Source organism: Ligilactobacillus sp. (assembly GCF_036846325.1).
Classification (GTDB): domain Bacteria; phylum Bacillota; class Bacilli; order Lactobacillales; family Lactobacillaceae; genus Ligilactobacillus.
In genome coordinates this window covers 1-20,956 of record NZ_DAIUCE010000026.1, presented here as the reverse complement: position 1 = coordinate 20,956, position 20,956 = coordinate 1, and the positions used below count along the sequence as shown (strand labels likewise).

Genomic DNA, 20,956 nt, shown 5'->3' with positions numbered 1-20,956 from the left:
CGCCGTTGAAGAAGAAGCAAAGCGTTGTGGTCAATACTACGTAAACCATCGCTGGTTGGGTGGTACCTTGACAAACTGGAACACGATTCAGACACGTATCAAGCGTTTGAAGGAAATCAAGGCAATGGAAGAAGACGGAACGTTTGAACGTCTTCCGAAGAAGGAGGTTGCCTTGCTCATTAAGCAACGCGACCGTCTTCAAAAGTTCCTGGGCGGCATCGAAGACATGCCACGCATTCCTGACGTTCTCTTCATCGTTGACCCTCGCAAGGAACGCATTGCCGTTAAGGAAGCACAGAAGCTTAACATTCCTATCGTTGCCATGGTTGATACGAACGCAGATCCGGATGAAATCGACGTTAAGATTCCTTCTAACGACGATGCAATCCGTGCGGTTCGCTTGATCACGGCCAAGATGGCAGATGCCGTTATCGAAGGCCGTCAAGGCGAAGACGAAGCTCCTGTTGAAGAAGCTTTCAAGGCTGAAGATGAAAGCGTTGATTCAATCGAAGACATCGTTGAAGCAGTCGAAGGCGACAACGACAACACAGATGCTGAATAGTTAATAACTTAGGCTGTCTCGGATCTGGGCATTTAGGCCTCAAGTTCGAGGCGGCCTTTTTGATAAAATCATATTTTAAGGAGGCCATTTCAACTATGGCAAAAATTACTGCTGCACAAGTAAAAGAATTGCGCGACAAGACAGGCGTCGGCATGATGGACGCTAAAAAGGCCCTTGTTGCCGTTGAAGGTGACATGGACAAGGCTATCGATTTCCTGCGTGAAAAAGGTATCGCAAAGGCTGCTAAGAAGAGCGACCGCGTTGCTGCTGAAGGTCTGGCTGACGTTGAAGTTGTCGGCAATACGGCTGCAATCGTTGAAATCAACGCTGAAACGGACTTTGTCGCACAAAACCAGCAATTCAAGGATCTTGTAAAGAATATTGCAACTGCAATCGCCAAAAACAAGCCGGCTGATCTGGAAGCTGCACTTGCAATCAAGACGGAAAATGGAACAATCAACGACGAAATTATTGAAGCAACGCAAGTTATCGGTGAAAAGATTACGCTTCGTCGTTTCCAAGTCGTTGAAAAAACAGACAGCGAAAGCTTTGGCGTGTACCTTCACATGGGAGGTCGCATTGCTGTCTTGACCGTTGTTGACGGTGCAGACGAAACGGTTGCCAAGGACGTTGCGATGCACATTGCCGCAAGCAATCCTAAGTATGTCAATCGCGACCAGGTTCCTGCCGAAGAAGTTGAACATGAAAAGGCTGTTCTTACTGAAGAAGCCAAAAACGAAGGCAAGCCTGAAAAGATCATCGAAAAGATGGTTGAAGGCCGCTTAGGCAAGTTCTTTGCCGAAATCGTCCTGGATGAACAGGATTTCGTCAAGGATCCTGATCAGACTGTTGCCAAGTACGTTGCTTCAAAGAACGGCTCGAACAAGTCATTTACTCGCTATGAAGTCGGCGAAGGCATCGAAAAGAAAGCTGATAACTTTGTTGAAGAAGTTATGAGTCAGGTTAAATAATTTTTCAAGAGGTCAGATTTTCTGGCCTCTTTTTTGAATATTATTCGTATTGTTAAGTGTTTTGGATACTTATTTAAGTTTTTTGTCAAGTGGGTATTTTTCAAACGTGTCAGATACGCAAAATATATAAGCGTTTACGCAAATTTTGCATTAGTTTTTACGTATAGGAAATTAAATTATTCTTTGAATTGACGGTAATTCAAAATATTTTGATTTGGGAAAACGATATGAAAAAAACATATATCAACTTTTTATGAAATTCGCTTAAATAACAAGACAAAAACTTAAAAAAGTGATAACATTGTTTTTGGAGAATGTAGTGCTACAGAATTTTTACTTGAGGTGAAGAAATGAAACGCATTGGTATTTTGACAAGTGGCGGCGACTCATCCGGTATGAACGCTGCCGTGCGTGCAATTGCCCGTTCTGCAATGAACGCAGGACTTGAAGCATACGGTATCAATTATGGTTATAAAGGCCTTGTTGAAGGCAACATCTTTAAGATGGAGTCACATCAGCTTGACGGCATTATCAACCGTGGTGGTACGATTCTTTATTCTGCACGTTTCCCAGAATTTGCAGAACAGGAAACTCAATTGAAAGGTATCGAACAACTTAAGAAGTTTGGTATCGATGCATTGGTTGTTATTGGCGGCGATGGTTCTTATCATGGTGCCTTGAAACTGACGAAGCTTGGTTTCAACTCAATCGGAGTCCCAGGTACGATTGACAATGATATTCCGGGAACTGATTTCACGATTGGTTTTGATACTGCCGTTAACGTAGCTACGGAAGCACTTGACCGCATCAACGACACGGCAACGTCTCATCAGCGTGTGTTTGTTGTTGAAGTCATGGGTCGCGGTGCAGGCGACATCGCTCTTTGGTCCGGAATCGCAGCCGGCGCAGATGCAATCGTCATTCCTGAACGCGATTATGACATTAAGGCCATTGCTGACAAATTGACGGCTAACCGCGAACATGGCAAGGATCATGGCCTGGTTGTCGTTGCTGAAGGCGTGATGTCAGCACAGGACTTCAAGGAAAAGCTTGACCAATACGGCGACTTTGACAGTCGTGCCATCACGTTGGGTCACGTTCAGCGCGGCGGCGTTCCTACGCCTAAGGATCGCGTGCTGGCCAGCCGTTTCGGTGACTATGCCGTACGTTTGCTTCTTGAAGGCAAGGGCGGCCTTGCTATCGGTATTCATGACAACCAGCTTGTTGCTACTGATATTATCGACACACTTGAAAACCACAAGCATCAGACAGATGTGTCATTGGCAGATCTGAATGATCGCTTGAGTTTCTAATTTACGTTAGATTCAATAAAGAAGACTTAAAGTCATTTTTAAATTTTTCAAAGGAGAGAATTTACTCATGAAAAAGACCAAGATTGTAAGTACACTTGGACCAGCCAGTTCAGATTTAGATACAATTTGCAAGTTGATTGAAGCAGGTGCTAACGTATTCCGTTTCAACTTCTCACATGGTGACCATGAAGAACATTTGGGCCGTATCAATCTTGTACACCAAGCTGAAAAGATCACAGGCAAGATGGTTGGTATCATGCTTGATACTAAGGGTGCCGAAATTCGTACGACGGTACAAAAGGAAGGCAAGATCAAGTTTGAAATCGGTGATGAAGTACGTATTTCCATGGATGATTCCATCGAAGGTACGCATGAAAAGATTGCCGTAACATACCCGGGCTTGTATGATGACGTTCATGAAGGCGGCCATGTTCTTTTTGATGACGGCTTGATTGACATGCAGGTTGAAAAGAAGGACGAAGCAAACCATGAATTGGTATGTAAAGTCTTGAACGAAGGTGTTCTTGGTTCACGCAAGGGTGTCAATGCTCCTGGCGTTTCCATCAACCTTCCCGGCATCACGGAAAAGGATGCTGATGACATTCGTTTCGGTTTGGACAATGAAATCAACTTCATCGCTGCATCATTCGTACGTAAGCCACAAGACGTTCTCGACATTCGTGAACTTCTGGAAGAAAAGCACATGGAACATGTTCAAATCTTCCCTAAGATTGAATCACAGGAAGGTATCGACAACATCGATGACATCCTCAAGGTTTCCGATGGTTTGATGATTGCTCGTGGCGACATGGGTGTTGAAATTCCTGCAGAAAACGTTCCTTTGGTACAAAAGGCTTTGATCAAGAAGTGCAACGCTTTGGGCATGCCTGTCATCACGGCTACGCAAATGCTTGACTCAATGCAGGAAAACCCACGTCCTACGCGTGCTGAAGCATCTGACGTTGCCAACGCTGTATTTGACGGTACTGATGCAACGATGCTTTCCGGCGAATCTGCAAACGGTGACTATCCTGTTGAAGCCGTTGCAACGATGGCTCGCATCGACGTTAAGGCTGAAAACGCATTGCGTCAGCACAAGACATTTGCCTTGAACGACTTTGACAAGACGGACGTTACGGAAGCAATCGGCCGTGCCGTTGCTGAAGCAGCTGACAACTTGAACATCAAGACAATCGTTGCTGCAACGAAGTCTGGCCATACGGCACGCATGATTTCCAAGTACCGTCCAGATGCAGACATTCTGGCAGTTACGTTCGACGAACGCACACGTCGCGGCTTGTCCATTAACTGGGGCGTTTATCCTGTTGTTGCTGAAACACCATCTTCAACAGATGAAATGTTCAGCTTGGCAACGGAAGAAGCCAAGAAGTGCGGCTTTGCCAAGGAAGGCGATTTGATTCTTATCACGGCCGGTGTTCCAGTTGGCGAAAAGGGTACGACAAACGTTATGAAGATCCAATTGATCGGCTCCAAGCTGGTTGAAGGTCAAGGCGTTGGCGACGAAACGGTTATCGGCAAGACGGTTGTTGCTTCATCAGCTGACGAAGCAAACAAGAAGGCAATTGAAGGCGGCATCCTTGTTACATCTACGACAGATAAGGATTACCTGCCAGCTATTGAAAAGTCTTCAGCTTTGATTGTTGAAAATGGTGGTTTGACATCACATGCTGCCGTTGTCGGCATCTCAATGGGTATTCCTGTCATCGTTGGTGCCAAGAATGCTACGTCACTCATCTCTGATGGTGAAGTCGTAACTGTTGACAGCCGTCGTGGTATTGTTTACCATGGTGCATCAAACGCACTTTAATCGACAGTTTAAAGTTCGAAAAAATTTAATTTGATCAAATTGAGACCAAGGGTGAATGCTCTTGGTCTTTTTGTTTGCAATGATTGGACCGGGACTGAAAAGCAATTTTGCGTTGCTTTCCTGAAATTATGTTTTTTTATATTCGTACTTTAAACGAACGTATTTTTGAGATAGAATAATCGTTGTTAATGCAAAAAGCGGATGCCACAGGCTGAATCAAGATTGGGGCGAAGAAAATGGTTGTTATCAAAGATCGGATAAAAATATCAGATTTGGGGAATGATTTCTTTAAGGACATTGATCGTAACGGCTCTGAATTTGACGAGTTCTATGGAACGATGTTCAACGCAAATGTTGATGTGATTGAAAAATATCTGTTTCCGCGCTTTCAGAAAATATGTCTGGTGATCGGGATGGGCGACGGCAATGCAAAAGTCGGAGTCGCTGACTACATTGAAGGCATGACAAATGAGCGCTTTAGAATCCTTGAAAAATGCAGTGAAGAAATGAAACACCGGCTTCAAGATGGCAGCTTGGTAATCAGATTCACGCACAAGCGGCTGGTCCATACCAAACTGTATATTTTAGCTTCAAAAGACCGAAATGACTACCGTGCATATTCAGGTTCGATGAATCTCAGCGAAAAGGCGCTTCATGACAATTTTGAAATGCTTTTGTGTGATTACGGCTTGAAAGAGGACAGACTTTATAAAGAAATTTATCAAGCAATTTTTGATCAAATCTATGACGGATCGGCAGATTTTGCCAATCGAAAGATTATTAACGGTTTTCTGGGCAAAACGACAGTTGAGGAAAAGAAAGTCTATCTGCTTGACGAGACCGTGTCGACACTGACTGATGCCGGTACCTCAATCGGAATCAGCGCCAGGGAAATTTTGGCTGAAAAAAGGGAGCTTAACGGTGAAATTCGTGATTTTGACGTGATTCAAAGGGAAAAGCGCGATTCAATTGAAGTCTTGAATCTGATATATGATTCAAAAGGACTTCCTAAAGAGAAAGTCTCCGTTATGGATGATGAACCGCTCAGAAAGAAACTCCTGAATGTCGTGTATCATGACGAAGATCCAAACGAACGGTTTGTATTTGAAAACGTCAAAGCTTCTGACTATTATCCCAAACCGTTGTTCCTTTACGATGATGACGAAAAGGCTGTTTTTGAAACACCGATGTATGGTTCAAGCGTACAGCACAGGATCGATCCTCCCTGCGAAGTCAGCAGGCAAGACGTCAAGGACATTTGCGACATCATTTGCTTTTATCGTGAAAACAAACAGGACGATGAGTCGCAAGCCGTATTCTCATTTTTGATGTATGTTTTAGAATCGGCCAATATTTGGAAAATCAGAAAGGTAATTTCGGAACGCGGTGGAATCGTCGAGAACGTGCCGGTTGTTGCCGCCTTGATTGGCCAAGGGGAAACGGGCAAAACTACGCTTTTGAAAATTGTTTCGTGTTTGACAATTGGAAGCAAGGAACATATTGTCAACGCGCAGGATGATATGTTTAAACTTAAGGCGGGAGTAAAAGAGAAACTGGCAAATAATCAGAAACTGACCGAAGCCGAGAAGAAGAATCCCTTTTCGGAAACGCCGCTTGTCATGAACAAGAATACCTGGGAATTCATTCAAAGATATATGCTGACAAGAAGTTCCATTACTCCGATTTGCATCGATGATCCGAATATTGGTCTGATTCAGTCGAAATCGGCCGAAAATCCGCTCAAGTATCTTTCCAATACTTACAAAGGCGCGCCGCATCCTGTGGTGCTGATTGCGATGAACGACCGGAATCATAATTTTTCGATTCCGCATCAAATTGGACGAAGGGCATATGCATTCGGACAGGAGAACCAATTCAGGCAGATTTCAAAAAGCGAAGCGAATCAATTGACGCATTTTGAAAATGATCTGAGCAATCAGGTGTTTCTTTACCTTACGTATTGGATAGATGCCTGGCTTGACAGTGTTTCTGATGAAGGCTACGAAAATCTTTCAAAGGATTTTCTGTATCCGGTCAAGCAGGCGTTTAAGGGGCTTTTGCTGGAACACGATCTGTATGACGGGATGAAACGCTATTTTGAAGCAGATAACTATGATATCAAAAATGACAACGGCCGCAGAAACTGGCTTGCGCTTTTAAGCGACAAGAACGTCTTGGAGAAGATTTCCTTTAATAAAGGCGACGAGATGGCATTCATCCCCAAAGACTGTTTTCCGGGAAGAGACGGGGTAAGTCGTTATTTTGACTATCTGCCGGCGAAGCTTGAAATTTGTCCGACGCAAGTCGATGCCGGGTTGTCAATCGCGATCGACAATATGGACAGGTGGCTCGGAAACAGCGTATTGCGTGAAAAGTACAGGGCAGATACGGGTTTGGCGCATGATGAACATGAAATCAAAATTGCTAAGATCCAGGCAATCGAACAGGGAAAGGCAATGGCAGAAACTCAGTTCAGACTGCAGCAGGAGGCCAGAAGACAAGAAGAAGAAAAAAGAACGCGAAAAAAGCTCGGATATAAATTGAAAAATCTTTTCAGGCATGATGACTGAGACGGCGGATTTAATTCTAAAATGATATTTACAGAACTCTTCTGATGTGATAAACTAATTGTTGGCTTATGTGCCAGAGATTAACGATATTCCGCTGCAACTGGACATGAATGTCGATGAAAAGGAGAAAAACCAATGTCAGTAAATCCATTGATTCAAAAGATTACGGAATCACAATTGCGTAATGATATTCCAGAATTCCGCGCCGGTGATACGGTACGTGTTCACGCACGCATCGTCGAAGGCAAGCGCGAACGTATCCAAATCTTCGAAGGTGTTGTTATCAAACGCCGTGGCGAAGGCATCTCTGAAACATACACCGTTCGCAAGATCAGTAACGGTGTAGGCGTTGAACGTACTTTCCCGCTTCATACGCCACGTGTTGACAAGATTGAAGTCGTACGTTTGGGCCGTGTTCGTCGTGCAAAGCTTTACTACTTGCGTGCACTTCGCGGCAAGGCTGCTCGTATTCCAGAACGTCGCAAGTAATTATCAAAGGAGTTGCGGATTTTTTCGCAGCTCTTTTTATTTTTGCTTGACTAAGCAAGAAAAACCTGTTATTATATTAACGTTGTATTTGTGCATGTCACAGCTGCAACCGCACGTTTTAAGTCGAAGCATTCGTTTTACGAATCACTACATTACGGCGAGTCTAAGAATCATACAAGGAGGTGCACATACATGTACGCAATTATTCAAACAGGCGGTAAGCAACTCAAGGTAGAAGCCGGTCAGGCAATCTACGTTGAAAAGCTTGCAAACGAAGCCGGCGAAAAAGTTGTTTTTGACAAGGTCGTTCTGGTAGGCGGTGAAAAGACTGTTATCGGAACACCATTTGTTGAAGGCGCTACGGTTGAAGGTACTGTTGAAAAGCAAGGCCGCGAAAAGAAGGTCGTAACTTTCAAGTACAAGCCAAAGAAGCATCAACACACAAAGCAAGGTCATCGTCAGCCATACACGAAGGTTGTCATCGATGCAATCAACGCATAATTTCAGGAGCATTTCAAGATGATTAATGCATGTTTGTTTCGTAAAGATTCGCGGCTCAGCGGATTTGAGCTGAGCGGTCATGCTGATTCAGGAGAATATGGTCAGGATATTGTGTGTGCGGCAGTTTCGGTATTGTCGATCAATACGGTCAACAGTTTGGAGAAACTTGCCGGGGTCGTTTTGAAAAAGGAATTGGATGATTTGAACGGTGGCTTCATGAGAGTTTCTGTTGATGATTCTGATTTGGATGACCCAAAAGTTCAATTATTGCTTGAAAGTCTTGAATTAGGCTTGCGCGATATTGAAGTTTCATATCATGAATATATACATGTGAAATAGTCTTGCACAGAGGAGGTGCACTCGATATGTTTATGAACTTGCAATTCTTCGCCCACAAAAAGGGGGGCGGTTCCACATCAAACGGCCGTGATTCACGTTCCAAGCGTTTAGGCGCAAAGCGTGCCGACGGTCAGACGGTTAACGGTGGAGAAATTCTTTACCGTCAACGCGGAACGCACATCTATCCAGGTGTAAACGTTGGTATGGGCGGCGACAATACTTTGTTTGCCAAGACGGCCGGCGTTGTTAAATTTGAACGCAAAGGTCGCGACAAGAAACAGGTATCTGTTTACCCTGTTGCTGACTAATTAAATGTTTGAGGTTTCCGAATTCTCTTGTAAGGATTTCGGAAACCTTTTTATTTTGGATAAATTCAGAGCAGTGCTTTGCCTGTAAAATAAGCTGTGTAAGAAAATTATATAAAATTACAAAAAACACATTGACAATTAATTCTTTTGTAATTATAATAACATTATTCAAATCGATACAGGAAATTGTTTATGAAAGGAGCGATTGAAATGGAATTTATCAAATTTGAAAAAGTAAATATGTTTCAAGGCGCTTCTTCTCGTGCCCTCCTACTATTCGCAAGGATTCGTTGACGTAAGAAATTGGCATCTTATGTTGGTGAGTCCTTGTTTGAGTACGCTTGGAATGAGGGCTCCCGGGGTTTAAAAAGCCTTCGTTCCAGTTTGTCGGAACGAGGGCTTTTTTTATTCCCGTCGATTCGAAAATCAATTAATCAGAGTACAACTTGTAAAGGGGTTTGGTTTCAGATGAAAATTAGGAAAATGACAGGCTTTGCAGCAGCAATCATGATGTGTTCTGCTTTTATGGCAGGATGTACTTCGAAAACGTCGGCCGCAACCAAGGGCAATCAGGCAGGCGATACAATCAAAATCGGCGTTAACATGGAACTTTCAGGTGCAGCCGGCGGATACGGTCAGCAGGAAAAAAACGGCATTCAACTCGCTGTTGATGAAATCAACGCTAAGGGCGGGATCAACGTCAACGGAAAAAAGAAGAAGATCAAGGCAGTTTACCGAGATAATAAAAGTTCGACATCGACGAGTGCTTCAGTTGCGACGCAATTGACGACGCAGGACAAGGTTGTTGCAACGATTGGTCCTGCAACTACGAATGACGGGACAGCCACGATTCCAACCGCAAATAAGACGTGCGTGCCGTTTTTGTCGGCTTCTGCCACTGCTCCCAACTTCACGCTTGACAAAAACGGCAAGGTTCACCCGTATGTCTTTCGAGCTTATTTCAAAGGTGATTATCAAGGAAGCTCCGCCGCAAAATTTGCGTATGAAACTCTTAAAGCCAGGCGTGCGGCAATCTTAGCAGATAATTCAAGTGATTACGGCATCGGCATTGCCAAAGCCTTCAAGCAATATTTCAAGGGGAAAGTCGTTGATACTCAGTACTTCCAGGCTGGAGACAAAAACTTCAACTCGGTCTTGACATCAATCAAGAGCAAGAAATTTGACGTTTTATACGTTCCGGCATACTATACGGAATGCGGCGCAATCATCAAGCAGGCTCGTGAAGCGGGAATCAAGCAGCCGATTATGGGGGCTGACGGGATGTCCGATGACAAGATGGTCAAGATCGCCGGTGCAGAGAATGCGACGGACATTTACTACACGACTGCCTTTACGGCTCTTACTGCAAGTTCTAATCCAAAGGTTGCGTCATACAACAAAGCCTACAAGGCCAAGTACGGTGAAGATTCGCCAACGTTTGCCGCATTGTCATACGATTCCGTCTATATGATCAAACAGGCAATCGAAACTGAAAAATCTGCGGATTCCGTCAAGATTCAGCAAGGACTTTCGAAAATCAAAAACTTTAAAGGTGTGACGGGGGATACGACGATGGATGCAAAACATAATCCAAAAAAGGCAATTACAATCGTCAAACTTGAAAACGGAAAGCCGGCTAGGGGATATGTGGTTAAATGATTAATAAACGGTGAGATGGAGGAAAGGAAAAGATAAAACAGATTCAAATCAGGATACGGGCAGTCAGAGCAGCAACTTAATCAGTTCTGACTGCTTTTTTAGATCTGATCAGGCGAAAACCGGGGGAACGCACTGTATTTTGCCGGCAAATGCTCTTGAATCAAACTCTCATATTTAATATAATTACCATAATAATGATGAGAAAATTTGGATGGTGATTTTGCATGATGTTTGTAACTGATGAAATGTCCCTCAGGCGTGTTGACGAATTGAGACGTCGGATGAATGAAATGAGCGTTGATGCGTATCTTATAACCAATCCCTCAAACAGATACTATTTGAGCGGATTTACCGGAGATGACGGTGTTTTGCTGGTGACTGAAGACCACCGCTACCTGATTACAGATTCGCGCTTTGAAGAGCAGATTTCCCATGATCAGCCTGCCTGGGAGGCGGTCATTACAAGAGATTACCTGAAAACTGCATGTGATCTTTGCGTCAGGAATCATGTGGCGGCAATGGCTTTTGAAAATACGATTTCATATGCGGAATACGATTTTATCGATGAATCGTGCGAATGCGACATCGTTCCGTTGTCAGGCGTGATTGAAGATATCCGTTCGGTCAAATCACCTGAAGAAATTGATGCAGTCAGACGTGCCTGCAAGTTGTCAGGAAAAGGCTATCAATACGTTTTGGAAACGATCAGGCCCCAAATGACCGAATTGGAGGTTTCGAACGAACTTGACTACTATATGAAGAAAAACGGTTCTGAAGAACGTTCCTTTGAAACGATCGTTGCTTCAGGCGAGCGTACGACCTGGCCGCACGGAACGGCAACAACTAAAAGAATCGAAGCAGGTGACCTGGTCACGCTTGATTTCGGGTACTATGCAGACGGCTATACGTCTGACGTGACGCGAACTTTTTCCGTAGGCAGGCAAAGTGATGAAGCAAGGAAGATTTATCAGATCGTTCTTGAAGCTCAGCAAAAGACAATCGAAGCCGTTAAGGAAGGGGTTAACGGTCAGGAACTTGACCGAATCGGCCGCGGATATATCGAGGATGCCGGTTACGGAAAATATTTCAATCACGGTATGGGACATGGAATCGGTCTTGACATTCACGAACTTCCGAATGTCGGGCGTACGTATGAAGAATATATGAAAGCAGGGCAGATCATCACGATTGAGCCGGGAATCTACGTTCCGGGAGTCGGAGGAGTCAGAATTGAAGATGATGTTCTGGTCACGAAGGACGGTTACGAAATATTGACTGATTTTTCACGCGACTATACGGAAGTCTGAGAGGATTATTGCCAATTCCCTTGCATAACAGCATGGTCTTTTGGTATTATAGAGTGTACGTTATATTTGGACGAGTATGCAAAGAATTTCTTCTTGTCCATAAATCAGAGGAGGATCATCAGATGATTTCTGTTAATGAATTTAAAAATGGTTTGACCATCACAGTTGATGGTGAATTATGGCGTGTTGTCGAATTTCAGCATGTTAAGCCAGGGAAGGGTTCGGCATTTGTTCGTTCAAAGCTTAAGAACCTTCGTACGGGTGCCGTTCAGGAAAAGACGTTCCGCGCCGGCGAAAAAGTTGAACAGGCTCAAATCGATCGCCGCAAGATGCAGTACTTGTATGCAGACGGCAGCAACTACGTCTTCATGGATACTGAAACATATGAACAACTTGAACTTCCCGGCGAAGAATTGACGGAAGAATTGAAATACTTGAAGGAAAACATGGTTGTCAGCGTTATTATGTACGGCGCCGAAACGCTCGGAATCGAACTTCCTAACACGGTTGACTTGACTGTTCAAGCTACTGAACCTGGAATCAAAGGCGATACGGCTTCCGGTGGTTCAAAGCCTGCAACGATGGAAACCGGCCTGGTTGTCCAAGTGCCGTTCTTTGTTAATGAAGGCGACGTGCTGACGATTAACACGGTTGATGGTTCATATATTTCACGTGCCAACTAAACTGGTCGACACAACGACACTCAAGGAGGTCTTTTAAATGGCTGAAGATAACAACATTGTCTTGGCAACAAAGGAACAAGGCCTGGGCGAGATTCGCATCGCTCCTGAAGTAATTGAAGTAATTATCGGAATTGCCGCAAGCCAGGTTGAAGGCGTATGCTCAATGCGCGGTTCCCTGGCCAACAGTCTGACTGAACTTATCGGGCGCAAGAATCGCGGCCGCGGCGTTAAATTGGAAGACACTGAAGACGGCCTGCTCGTTGACGTTTACGTCTTCTTGAATTACGGGGTTTCCGTGCCGAAGGTTGCTTGCGAGATTCAAGATAAGGTTCGTCAGCAAGTTCTGTTCATGACTGGCCTTGAAATTGCAGGAGTCGACGTTCACGTTTGCGGAATCGTTCCGGAAAAGGAAATTCCGGCAATCGATCCTAACAATCCTTTCGGCGAAGAGAATGGTGAAGAAAATTGAGTATGTCTAGACATGATATTCGGCGCTTGGCATTTCAGACACTGTTTGCAATGAGCAGCAATCCTGATGCCGTTGCGGCTGACGTATATCAAACGGTATTGGGCAGGGATATTGAAGCTCCCGAGTACTTGACTCAACTGGTTGACGGCGTAAATGAACATCTTGCGGAAATAGACGAAGCCATTTCGGCACATCTGAAGAAGGGATGGCCGATTTCCCGCTTGAATAAAACCGATTTAATTTTAATGCGCATTGCCGTTTATGAGATTAAGTTTGTTGATGAGGTTCCAGACAAGGTATCTCTCAATGAAGCCCTGGAACTTTCAAAGGAATTCAGCGATGAAACTTCACGTCGTTTCATCAATGGTGTTTTGTCCAATTTAATCTGAACAATGCAGCTGTCGTCCGTTTGCGGGCGACGGCTGTTTTTGTTTTCAAAAAAGCATGAAAAATAAATTCTGTATTTAAGCGTTGCTATGGTAAAATATTTGTAACAGACAGAATATATATTCATTGGGGTGTTTTTGATGACGGAAATAATGAACGGACGTGACCTTTCAACAAAGGTCAAAATGAATTTGAAAAAGAGCGTTGAGGGCTTAAAAAAGGTTGGAGTAACGCCCACGCTTGCCGTAATTTTGGTTGGTGATGATGAAGCAAGCAAGGTTTACGTCAGAAACAAGCATCGTGCGGCAGAAAAAATCGGAATCAAGACGATTGATGAAAAAATGCCTGCAGATTCCGGACAGGAAGACGTGATCAAGGTGATTGAGAAATATAATGACGATCCTGACGTTCACGGAATTCTGGTGCAGATGCCTCTTCCGAAACACATTGATGAAAAGGCAATTATTGATGCGATTGACCCTGAAAAAGACGTTGACGGATCACATCCTGAAAATATGGGACGTCTGTTCATGAACGAACCGCAGGCAATTCCATGCACGCCCAGGGGAATCATGGAATTGCTTAAGGAATATGATATTGACGTCAGAGGGCAGGAGGTCGTGATTGTCGGACGCAGCAATCTTGTCGGAAGACCGCTGGCGGCTTTGATGATCAACTCAAGTGCAACCGTAACCGTGGCGCATAGCGTAACGCATGATTTGCAAAGCGTCACGAAGAAAGCGGACATTTTGGTTGCGGCTGTCGGCAAAGCCAAAATGTTTAACAAGGACTACGTCAAGGAAGGTGCGGTCGTCATCGACGTTGGCATCAACCGGACGGCTGAAGGGAAGCTTTGCGGTGATGTCGATGCCGAAGACGTTATGGGCAGAGCTGCATTTTTGACACCCGTTCCGGGAGGAGTAGGTCCGATGACGGTTGCAATGCTGATGAAACAAACAGTTGAATTTGCGGAAAGAAGTGTTGCGAATGCCTGATGAAAAGAAGTATCTGACGGTTACGGCGCTTACGCGTTACATCAAACAAAAATTTACGGCCGATCCGTATATGCGCAGAGTGTATTTGACAGGCGAGATTTCGAATTTTCGACTGCGTCCCAAGCATCAATACTTTTCCTTGAAGGACGAAAATGCAGTGATTGACGTCGTAATGTTTGCAAGTGATTTCTCAAAGGTCAAGTTTAAGCCTGAAGAAGGAATGAAAGTCATCGTCAGAGGTCGTGTCGATGTTTACGAAGGAAGCGGGAAATATCAGTTTTATGTTGAAACAATGGAGCCTGAAGGAATCGGTGCGCTGTATCAGGCACTTAAGGAACTTCAGAAGAAGCTTTCGGCGGAAGGCCTGTTTTCTGCACCTAAAAAGCCAATCAACAGATTCCCCAAGCGTATTGCCGTTATTACCAGTCGTTCCGGAGCCGTGATTCAGGATATCAGAACAACGATTCGCAGAAGATATCCAATCGTGCAGGTGGTACTGTTTCCGGCGGTCGTTCAAGGCTCTCAGGCAGCCGACACTTTGGTCGCGCGTTTGAAGGAAGTCAACGCAAGAGGCGATTTTGACACGATTATCATTGGACGCGGGGGCGGTTCGATTGAAGATTTATGGCCGTTTAACGAAGAAAAAGTCGCACGGGCGATTTTCGACAGCAGGATTCCGGTTATTTCTTCGGTCGGGCATGAAACCGATACGACGATTGCGGATCTTGTTGCAGATGTCAGAGCCGCAACTCCGACTGCGGCTGCCGAACTTGCAACCTCAGTCTTAAGCGATGATCTGGCAATGATTGATCAGTTGCGTTATCGCCTGATCAAGAGCATGAGAGATCGAATCGAGTACCTTAAGCAACGGTTTGAGAAATGCAGGAATTCATACATTTTCGCGCAGCCGGATCGTTTATATGACGGATATCTTCAAAAACTTGACAGGCTGCAAAATGAGCTGATCGGTCTGACGCAGAATAGAATCAATCATGAAGAAAGCCGCTTGAAGGTTGCAAACAAAGTTCTGTATGGTCGAATCATGCCTGACAGGATAAATTTGCTGCAAAGCGAATTGAAACAAGCCAGAAGACAGCTTGAAAGTGCAGGAGCAGGCCAGCTGAGAGATTCAGAAAATCGTTTCGTCAAAGCCAAAAACGCACTTGACATGCTGAGTCCGCTGAAGGTGATGGGACGCGGTTTTACCTATGTGACTCAAGAAGATCACGTGATTAAAAGCGTCAATGAGCTTAGCGTCGGAGAAGAGATCAAACTGCATTTGCAAGACGGATATGCAAATGCGTCAATTACTGAAACAGAAAAGGAATGAAGCAGATGAATAACGAAAAAAACTTTGAACAGCAGCTGCAGGAATTAGAACAGATCGTAAACAATCTTGAAAAGGGTAACGTTCCCCTGGAAGAAGCGATGGCCCAGTTCAAGGCAGGAATCGATCTCAGCAATACCCTGCAGAAAACGTTGAACGATGCCGAAGAGACATTGACGAAAGTCATCAATTCGAACGGAGAAGAAGAAATTTACGAACGAGCTGATGACAATGAATAATTCGGAACTGGATAATTTTCAAGCAGAGTTTTTGCCTTTGTTGAATGCAAGGATGGACGTTTATCTGCAGCAGCTGAATACGCGAAAAACGCTTCACGATTCGATGGCATATTCGGTTGATGCCGGAGGAAAACGCATCAGACCAATGATTATCATGCTGGTTTGCAATTCGTTCAGGAAAACGATTGACCAGGACGTTTTAGATGTTTGTGCTTCGCTTGAATTCGTGCATACTTATTCTCTGATACATGATGATCTTCCTGCAATGGACAATGACAATCTTCGACGTGGAAAAGCCACAAATCACGTAGTCTTTGGAGAAGCGATGGCGGTTCTGGCCGGTGACGGATTATTGACGACCGCCTTTGAATGCCTGGGGCAGACAGGTTTTGACGCAAAGACAAAGTGCATGCTCATGAGCAAGCTGGCCTCTGCAGCCGGGCCGCAGGGAATGGTCGACGGCCAGGTCGGGGATATTGAAAATGAAGGCATCAAGCTTACTCTGCCTCAGCTTAAAAACGTCCATGCGCAAAAAACAGGGGCACTGCTCAGATATGCATTTGAGTCCGGCGGAATATTGGCCGGCGTTTCCGACCGGGCTTTGGCTGAGCTTAAAGAACTTGGAAACTGCTTTGGCCTGGCATTTCAGATTTATGACGATATCATGGATGTCGTTTCAACTCCGGAAGAGATGGGAAAGGCCACTCATAAAGATCAGTCTGAGAATAAGAATACCTATCCCGGACTGTTGGGGCTTGACGGTGCATATGATGAACTGAAAAAGGCCAAGGCAAATGCCAGGATGCATTTGACGGCACTGGCGGAAGAATCTGGCGCACAGACGATGCTGCTTGAAGAGTTATTGAATTATTTTAAAGTAGGTAAGAATTAGATGAAAAAAGAAAGAATTGACGTCTTGTTGGTTCAGCAAGGTTTATTTGAAACACGCGAGCAAGCCAAACGTGCGGTTATGGCCGGGGAGATTCTCGGAGAAAACGAAGAGCGTCTGGACAAGCCGGGAATGAAGGTTGATCCTGAAACGAAGCTTCATTTCAAAGGCACGAAAATGCCGTATGTCAGTCGAGGCGGATTGAAACTTGAAAAGGCGCTTAAGGTCTTTCATCTTTCGATTAAGGACAAGACTGTTTTGGATATCGGTTCCTCAACGGGAGGATTTACCGACGTAGCTTTGCAAAAGGGTGCCAGGATGAGTTATGCGCTTGACGTTGGTACCAATCAGCTTGCATGGAAACTGAGACAAGATGACCGGGTCGTCGTAATGGAGAACACCAATTTCAGGTATTCAAGAAAAGATGATTTCACAAGCGGTCAGCCTGACTTTGCCACGATTGACGTTTCCTTTATTTCTCTGCATTTGATTCTGCCGAATCTGCATTCGATCATCAAAGAGGGCGGGAACGTCGTTGCCTTGATCAAGCCTCAATTTGAAGCGGGAAGAGAAAAAGTCGGCAAGCACGGAATCGTGCATGATCCTAAAACTCATTTGGAAGTCGTTCAAGATATCATGGCCTTTTCCGCAGGCGCCGGCTACGATGTCTGCGAACTGGATTTTTCGCCGATCACCGGTGGTCAGGGGAACATCGAATTTTTGATACACCTGAAATCCATTGACGGAGAGGGAAGGATTATGCCCGAAATTGATGCAGCGGCGGTCGTTAAGCAGGCACATGCCGTTCTTGAACACAAGTAGAGAAAGGTGAGATAAATGAGGAAAATAGACAGACAGCGCATCATCCGAAGAATCCTGCAGGAAAATGACATTTATCGTCAGGAAGATCTGGTTGCAATTCTGCAGGCTAAGGGAATTGAAGTAACTCAGGCAACGATTTCGCGCGATGTCAAGGATATGCAGCTTTTGAAGGTTCCAACGCCGAATGGGGATTATCGTTACAGTGTTCCGCCTTCTGTCAAGACAAGTACTGAAAAGAAGCTCAATCGTATTTTAAAGGAGGCATACGTATCGTCCGATTTCCTGCGCGATATGTGCGTGTTTAAGGTTCTGCCCGGAAACGGTCCGGTCATTACCAGTCTGATTACGCAGATGGCATATGATGAGGTGTTTGCCGCCATGGGTGATGATGATACGGTGATGCTTTTTGCCAAGTCGAATGAGGATGCACAGAAGATACACCACAAGCTCCTTGACATGATTGGCGAAGAATAGTTTCAGGAGGTCGTATTTTGCTTCAAGAGTTGACGATTCGCGATTTTGCAATCATTGAAAAAATGGATCTTGAGTTCCAAAGCCAAATGACGGTCCTGACCGGTGAAACAGGTGCCGGCAAATCGATCATCATTGATGCCCTGGGATTGCTTTCGGGCGGACGAGGTTCGGTCGATTTTATCAGAAAAGGCGCAAACAAGGCCGTGATTCAAGGGTTATTTGACGTTCCCGGCGGTTCAAGGACAAATGACGTTCTCGATGAATTCGGAATTGACGTTGAAAGTGATGGCTTGATTTTGCAGCGAGATATTTATCGAAGCGGAAGGAATATTTGTCGAATCAACGGGACGATGGTCAATTTGACCACGCTTCGTCGCGTCGGTGAAACGCTGATTGATATCCATGGCCAAAACGAACATCAGGAATTGATGCATCCGGAAAATCACATCAAGCTGCTCGATGGATTCGACAGTTCCCTTGCTCCGCTTTTAAACGAGTATCATGAACGATATGCGGATTATTTGAAAAAGAAAAAGGCGCTTGAAAAAAGAGAGACCAACGAAAAGCAGTGGGCGCAAAGAATGGACATGCTGCAGTTTCAGGTTCAGGAAATCAAGTCGGCCAATCTGGCCTTTGATGAAGAGGAAAGACTTCTTTCGGAAAAAGAAGAGCTTGACAATTACCAGACGATTCATGATGCGCTTGAAACAGGCTACGAAGCCTTTAATGGCGAAGAATTCGATGTTCTGGGCGTGCTTGGAAACGTCATGGAGGAAATGAACAAGGTTGCCGGAATCAGCGACAAACTGAGTTCGATAGCTGATAAAATTTCAGAGGCTTTTTACGGTCTGCAAGATGCCGGCAGGGACATTTCAAATGAGCTGGATACGATGGAGTGGGATGAAAACCGCCTGGACGAAATCGAGGCAAGACTGGAAACGATTCATCAGTTGAAGCGCAAATACGGAGACTCGATTCCGCAGATTCTGGCATATTTTGAGAAAATTTCTGCCGAGCTTGACGAAATGCAGCAAGTCGACAGCGACTCAAGCGAACAAGAGGAAAGCGTCAAAAATGCACGGGCTGAGGCACTGTCCTTAGCCGCAAAGCTCAGCGAAGGAAGAAGGGCTGTTGCCAAAGACCTGGAAAGAGCGATTCAGCAGCAGCTTGCTGAACTTTGCATGGATAAGGCCGTTTTTGAAGTTAAGTTTCTCAAGGAAAATACGGTTGAATTGAATGAAAACGGGATTGATCGGGTTGAATTTTACATTCAGACAAATCCGGGCGAAGAAATGGGTGCACTGGCGAAAATCGCATCAGGTGGAGAATTATCACGGATCATGCTGGCTTTGAAAACTATTTTTGCACAAAAGCAGGGCGTAACAAGCATTATTTTTGACGAAGTCGATACTGGCGTCAGCGGTCGAGTTGCTCAGGCGATTGCTGAGAAAATCAGTCTGATTTCCCGTAATTCGCAAGTCCTTTGCATTACGCACCTGCCTCAGGTTGCAGCAATTGCTGACCACCATTACTTTATTGCGAAGTACGTCATTGACGGAAGAACGGAGACACATGTCAAGACTCTGAACAGTAGCGAACGGGTCCAGGAGCTGGCAAGAATGCTGTCCGGATCAAAGATTACGGAATTGACCTTGGAACATGCACAGGAACTTTTCAAAATGGCCGAAGAGACAAAAGAAGGATAATAAAAGAATCGGTGTCATGCTGAGGGGGGCATGGCAGCGGTTCTTTTTCTGCGTATGCATGACAATCGCCTGCGATGATTGAATATCCGGGAAAGTCGCATATGCAAAACGTGTCGGTAAATTTTATCAGTGCTTCGCGTATCCAAATTGAAAAAACACCGGACAAAGTCAGTCGTACATTGACTGACCCTGTTCGGCATTTCATTATAATCATGAGAAAAAGGAACTTTTCCCAACTTCATTCATATTCAAGTCATCGAATCATATTACGATACAGACCGATTACCTTGCCAACGATGCTGACGCTGCTTAAAATAATCGGTGCCATCGTATCATTTTCCGGTTGCAGGCGATAATGTTCTCGTTCTTTAAAGAATCGCTTGCAGGTGGCTTCGTCATCCTCGGTCATTGCAATGACGATGTCACCGTTATCAGCATAGTTCTGTTTGCGGACGATGACCTGGTCACCGTTTAAAATTCCGGCATTGATCATGCTTTCACCACGAATCGTCAACATGAACAAGTCATCTGCGCTTTCAAATTCCGGAGGAAGCGGGAAATAGTCGGTTGTTTCCTCAACGGCAAGAATTGGTGTACCGGCAGTGACGGTACCGATAACCGGAATTTTCGTTTTCTTGGGAGTCTCGCCGATGGCTTCCAGGCCTTCTGGCGTAATTTCCATCGCACGCGGCTTGGTCGGGTCTTTTTTGAGATAGCCGCGTTTGGCTAAACGTGCCAAATGACCGTGAACCGTTGAAGTGGAAGAAAGTTCCACTGCTTTGCAGATTTCGCGAACAGTTGGCGGATAGCCTTTTTCTTGAACTGTGTCATAGATGTAGCGCAAAACCTTGATTTGACGTTTTTCTGATGGTTTTTTGGGCATGGGTACACCCCCTTTTATATTTTGTTATCATTATAACATAAATCAATCAATAATCAAACTAAAGTTCGTTCAAAAAAACTTTCCGGACTTATGAGCAAAAAACTTGTTTTTTTCTTAAATTTCAGATATCATTAGCCATGTTGAATTTAAAAACAGGGGGCTCCATTGATGGATAATGGTCAAATTCCGCAAAATCTCATCGATCGAATCAATGAGTTGGCCAACAAGAAAAAGA

At 44.8% G+C, this 20,956-nt stretch carries 22 protein-coding genes and 1 other annotated feature; of the genes, 21 read left to right on the top strand and 1 reads right to left on the bottom strand.

The annotated features are described in order from the left end of the window. From rpsB to recN, 21 genes are all read left to right on the top strand, one after another. Positions 1-562, top strand: a 562-nt coding sequence (rpsB, locus tag V7Z60_RS04280) for a 30S ribosomal protein S2 (protein ID WP_334116585.1), incomplete at its 5' end; no start/stop codon positions are given. Positions 563-657: 95 nt separating this feature from the next. After that, entirely contained in the window at positions 658-1,533 is an 876-nt protein-coding gene (gene tsf / locus V7Z60_RS04275; RefSeq protein WP_334116583.1) for a translation elongation factor Ts, read from the top strand. A gap of 350 nt (positions 1,534-1,883) precedes the next feature. Then, entirely contained in the window at positions 1,884-2,846 is a 963-nt protein-coding gene (gene pfkA, locus V7Z60_RS04270) for a 6-phosphofructokinase (RefSeq protein ID WP_334116581.1), read from the top strand. A 67-nt stretch (positions 2,847-2,913) separates the two neighbouring features. Continuing rightward, the gene (gene pyk, locus V7Z60_RS04265; RefSeq protein WP_022280179.1) at positions 2,914-4,674 is read left to right on the top strand and encodes a pyruvate kinase; all 1,761 of its coding nucleotides are present in this window, start codon (positions 2,914-2,916) and stop codon (positions 4,672-4,674) included. 236 nt (positions 4,675-4,910) lie between these two features. Beyond that, positions 4,911-7,244, top strand: a complete 2,334-nt coding sequence (locus tag V7Z60_RS04260) for a phospholipase D family protein (protein ID WP_334116580.1) — start codon at positions 4,911-4,913, stop codon at positions 7,242-7,244. A gap of 135 nt (positions 7,245-7,379) precedes the next feature. Continuing rightward, complete coding sequence (gene rplS / locus V7Z60_RS04255; protein ID WP_334116579.1) at positions 7,380-7,733, top strand: 50S ribosomal protein L19; 354 nt, start codon at positions 7,380-7,382, stop codon at positions 7,731-7,733. 97 nt (positions 7,734-7,830) lie between these two features. Beyond that, positions 7,831-7,908: a sequence feature (ribosomal protein L21 leader region), on the top strand. Between the two features lie 17 nt (positions 7,909-7,925). Beyond that, positions 7,926-8,234, top strand: coding sequence for a 50S ribosomal protein L21 (gene rplU / locus V7Z60_RS04250; RefSeq protein WP_003694096.1), 309 nt, complete (start codon positions 7,926-7,928; stop codon positions 8,232-8,234). Between the two features lie 18 nt (positions 8,235-8,252). After that, on the top strand, positions 8,253-8,573 hold the full coding sequence (locus V7Z60_RS04245; RefSeq protein ID WP_334116576.1) for a ribosomal-processing cysteine protease Prp: 321 nt from the start codon (positions 8,253-8,255) through the stop codon (positions 8,571-8,573). Positions 8,574-8,599: 26 nt separating this feature from the next. Then, positions 8,600-8,881, top strand: a complete 282-nt coding sequence (gene rpmA / locus V7Z60_RS04240) for a 50S ribosomal protein L27 (RefSeq protein WP_003698495.1) — start codon at positions 8,600-8,602, stop codon at positions 8,879-8,881. A 468-nt stretch (positions 8,882-9,349) separates the two neighbouring features. Continuing rightward, positions 9,350-10,540: an ABC transporter substrate-binding protein gene (locus V7Z60_RS04235; RefSeq protein ID WP_334116574.1), complete on the top strand. Its 1,191-nt coding sequence runs from the start codon at positions 9,350-9,352 to the stop codon at positions 10,538-10,540. A gap of 224 nt (positions 10,541-10,764) precedes the next feature. Continuing rightward, a complete protein-coding gene (locus tag V7Z60_RS04230) occupies positions 10,765-11,847 on the top strand; it encodes a M24 family metallopeptidase (protein ID WP_334116572.1) in 1,083 nt (360 codons plus the stop codon). Positions 11,848-11,969: 122 nt separating this feature from the next. After that, on the top strand, positions 11,970-12,530 hold the full coding sequence (gene efp / locus V7Z60_RS04225; RefSeq protein ID WP_014073324.1) for an elongation factor P: 561 nt from the start codon (positions 11,970-11,972) through the stop codon (positions 12,528-12,530). 37 nt (positions 12,531-12,567) lie between these two features. Continuing rightward, positions 12,568-12,999, top strand: a complete 432-nt coding sequence (locus tag V7Z60_RS04220) for an Asp23/Gls24 family envelope stress response protein (protein ID WP_334116570.1) — start codon at positions 12,568-12,570, stop codon at positions 12,997-12,999. After that, positions 12,996-13,388: a transcription antitermination factor NusB gene (nusB, locus tag V7Z60_RS04215; protein WP_334116568.1), complete on the top strand. Its 393-nt coding sequence runs from the start codon at positions 12,996-12,998 to the stop codon at positions 13,386-13,388. The genes V7Z60_RS04220 and nusB overlap by 4 nt, the downstream gene beginning before the upstream one ends. A gap of 138 nt (positions 13,389-13,526) precedes the next feature. Beyond that, positions 13,527-14,381, top strand: a complete 855-nt coding sequence (gene folD / locus V7Z60_RS04210; protein WP_334116566.1) for a bifunctional methylenetetrahydrofolate dehydrogenase/methenyltetrahydrofolate cyclohydrolase FolD — start codon at positions 13,527-13,529, stop codon at positions 14,379-14,381. Continuing rightward, the gene (xseA, locus tag V7Z60_RS04205; RefSeq protein ID WP_334116564.1) at positions 14,374-15,711 is read left to right on the top strand and encodes an exodeoxyribonuclease VII large subunit; all 1,338 of its coding nucleotides are present in this window, start codon (positions 14,374-14,376) and stop codon (positions 15,709-15,711) included. The genes folD and xseA overlap by 8 nt, the downstream gene beginning before the upstream one ends. Beyond that, positions 15,708-15,947, top strand: coding sequence for an exodeoxyribonuclease VII small subunit (locus tag V7Z60_RS04200; RefSeq protein WP_442918895.1), 240 nt, complete (start codon positions 15,708-15,710; stop codon positions 15,945-15,947). Before xseA ends, V7Z60_RS04200 begins: the two co-directional genes overlap by 4 nt. Further along, positions 15,940-16,839 carry a polyprenyl synthetase family protein gene (locus V7Z60_RS04195; RefSeq protein ID WP_334116561.1) on the top strand — a complete coding sequence of 300 codons (900 nt, stop codon included), beginning with the start codon at positions 15,940-15,942 and terminating at the stop codon, positions 16,837-16,839. The genes V7Z60_RS04200 and V7Z60_RS04195 overlap by 8 nt, the downstream gene beginning before the upstream one ends. After that, entirely contained in the window at positions 16,840-17,658 is an 819-nt protein-coding gene (locus tag V7Z60_RS04190; protein ID WP_334116560.1) for a TlyA family RNA methyltransferase, read from the top strand. A gap of 15 nt (positions 17,659-17,673) precedes the next feature. Next, positions 17,674-18,132 (top strand): arginine repressor, encoded by a 459-nt coding sequence (locus V7Z60_RS04185; RefSeq protein WP_334116559.1) that lies wholly within the window; start codon positions 17,674-17,676, stop codon positions 18,130-18,132. A gap of 17 nt (positions 18,133-18,149) precedes the next feature. Further along, positions 18,150-19,838 carry a DNA repair protein RecN gene (recN, locus tag V7Z60_RS04180; protein ID WP_334116558.1) on the top strand — a complete coding sequence of 563 codons (1,689 nt, stop codon included), beginning with the start codon at positions 18,150-18,152 and terminating at the stop codon, positions 19,836-19,838. Between the two features lie 253 nt (positions 19,839-20,091). Here recN and lexA read toward each other — a convergent pair whose 3' ends face one another. Next, entirely contained in the window at positions 20,092-20,721 is a 630-nt protein-coding gene (lexA, locus tag V7Z60_RS04175; protein ID WP_334116556.1) for a transcriptional repressor LexA, read from the bottom strand. Between the last annotated feature and the right edge of the window lie 235 nt (positions 20,722-20,956).

Excerpts from the sequence above, each read along its gene's own strand:
- tsf (WP_334116583.1), top strand. The coding sequence starts at position 658 with ATGGCAAAAATTACTGCTGCACAAGTAAAAGAATTGCGCGACAAGACA.
- pfkA (WP_334116581.1), top strand. The coding sequence starts at position 1,884 with ATGAAACGCATTGGTATTTTGACAAGTGGCGGCGACTCATCCGGTATG.
- pyk (WP_022280179.1), top strand. The coding sequence starts at position 2,914 with ATGAAAAAGACCAAGATTGTAAGTACACTTGGACCAGCCAGTTCAGAT.
- V7Z60_RS04260 (WP_334116580.1), top strand. The coding sequence starts at position 4,911 with ATGGTTGTTATCAAAGATCGGATAAAAATATCAGATTTGGGGAATGAT.
- rplS (WP_334116579.1), top strand. The coding sequence starts at position 7,380 with ATGTCAGTAAATCCATTGATTCAAAAGATTACGGAATCACAATTGCGT.
- rplU (WP_003694096.1), top strand. The coding sequence starts at position 7,926 with ATGTACGCAATTATTCAAACAGGCGGTAAGCAACTCAAGGTAGAAGCC.
- V7Z60_RS04245 (WP_334116576.1), top strand. The coding sequence starts at position 8,253 with ATGATTAATGCATGTTTGTTTCGTAAAGATTCGCGGCTCAGCGGATTT.
- rpmA (WP_003698495.1), top strand. The coding sequence starts at position 8,600 with ATGTTTATGAACTTGCAATTCTTCGCCCACAAAAAGGGGGGCGGTTCC.
- V7Z60_RS04235 (WP_334116574.1), top strand. The coding sequence starts at position 9,350 with ATGAAAATTAGGAAAATGACAGGCTTTGCAGCAGCAATCATGATGTGT.
- V7Z60_RS04230 (WP_334116572.1), top strand. The coding sequence starts at position 10,765 with ATGATGTTTGTAACTGATGAAATGTCCCTCAGGCGTGTTGACGAATTG.
- efp (WP_014073324.1), top strand. The coding sequence starts at position 11,970 with ATGATTTCTGTTAATGAATTTAAAAATGGTTTGACCATCACAGTTGAT.
- V7Z60_RS04220 (WP_334116570.1), top strand. The coding sequence starts at position 12,568 with ATGGCTGAAGATAACAACATTGTCTTGGCAACAAAGGAACAAGGCCTG.
- folD (WP_334116566.1), top strand. The coding sequence starts at position 13,527 with ATGACGGAAATAATGAACGGACGTGACCTTTCAACAAAGGTCAAAATG.
- xseA (WP_334116564.1), top strand. The coding sequence starts at position 14,374 with ATGCCTGATGAAAAGAAGTATCTGACGGTTACGGCGCTTACGCGTTAC.
- V7Z60_RS04200 (WP_442918895.1), top strand. The coding sequence starts at position 15,708 with ATGAAGCAGATGAATAACGAAAAAAACTTTGAACAGCAGCTGCAGGAA.
- V7Z60_RS04195 (WP_334116561.1), top strand. The coding sequence starts at position 15,940 with ATGAATAATTCGGAACTGGATAATTTTCAAGCAGAGTTTTTGCCTTTG.
- V7Z60_RS04190 (WP_334116560.1), top strand. The coding sequence starts at position 16,840 with ATGAAAAAAGAAAGAATTGACGTCTTGTTGGTTCAGCAAGGTTTATTT.
- V7Z60_RS04185 (WP_334116559.1), top strand. The coding sequence starts at position 17,674 with ATGAGGAAAATAGACAGACAGCGCATCATCCGAAGAATCCTGCAGGAA.
- lexA (WP_334116556.1), bottom strand. The coding sequence starts at position 20,721 with ATGCCCAAAAAACCATCAGAAAAACGTCAAATCAAGGTTTTGCGCTAC.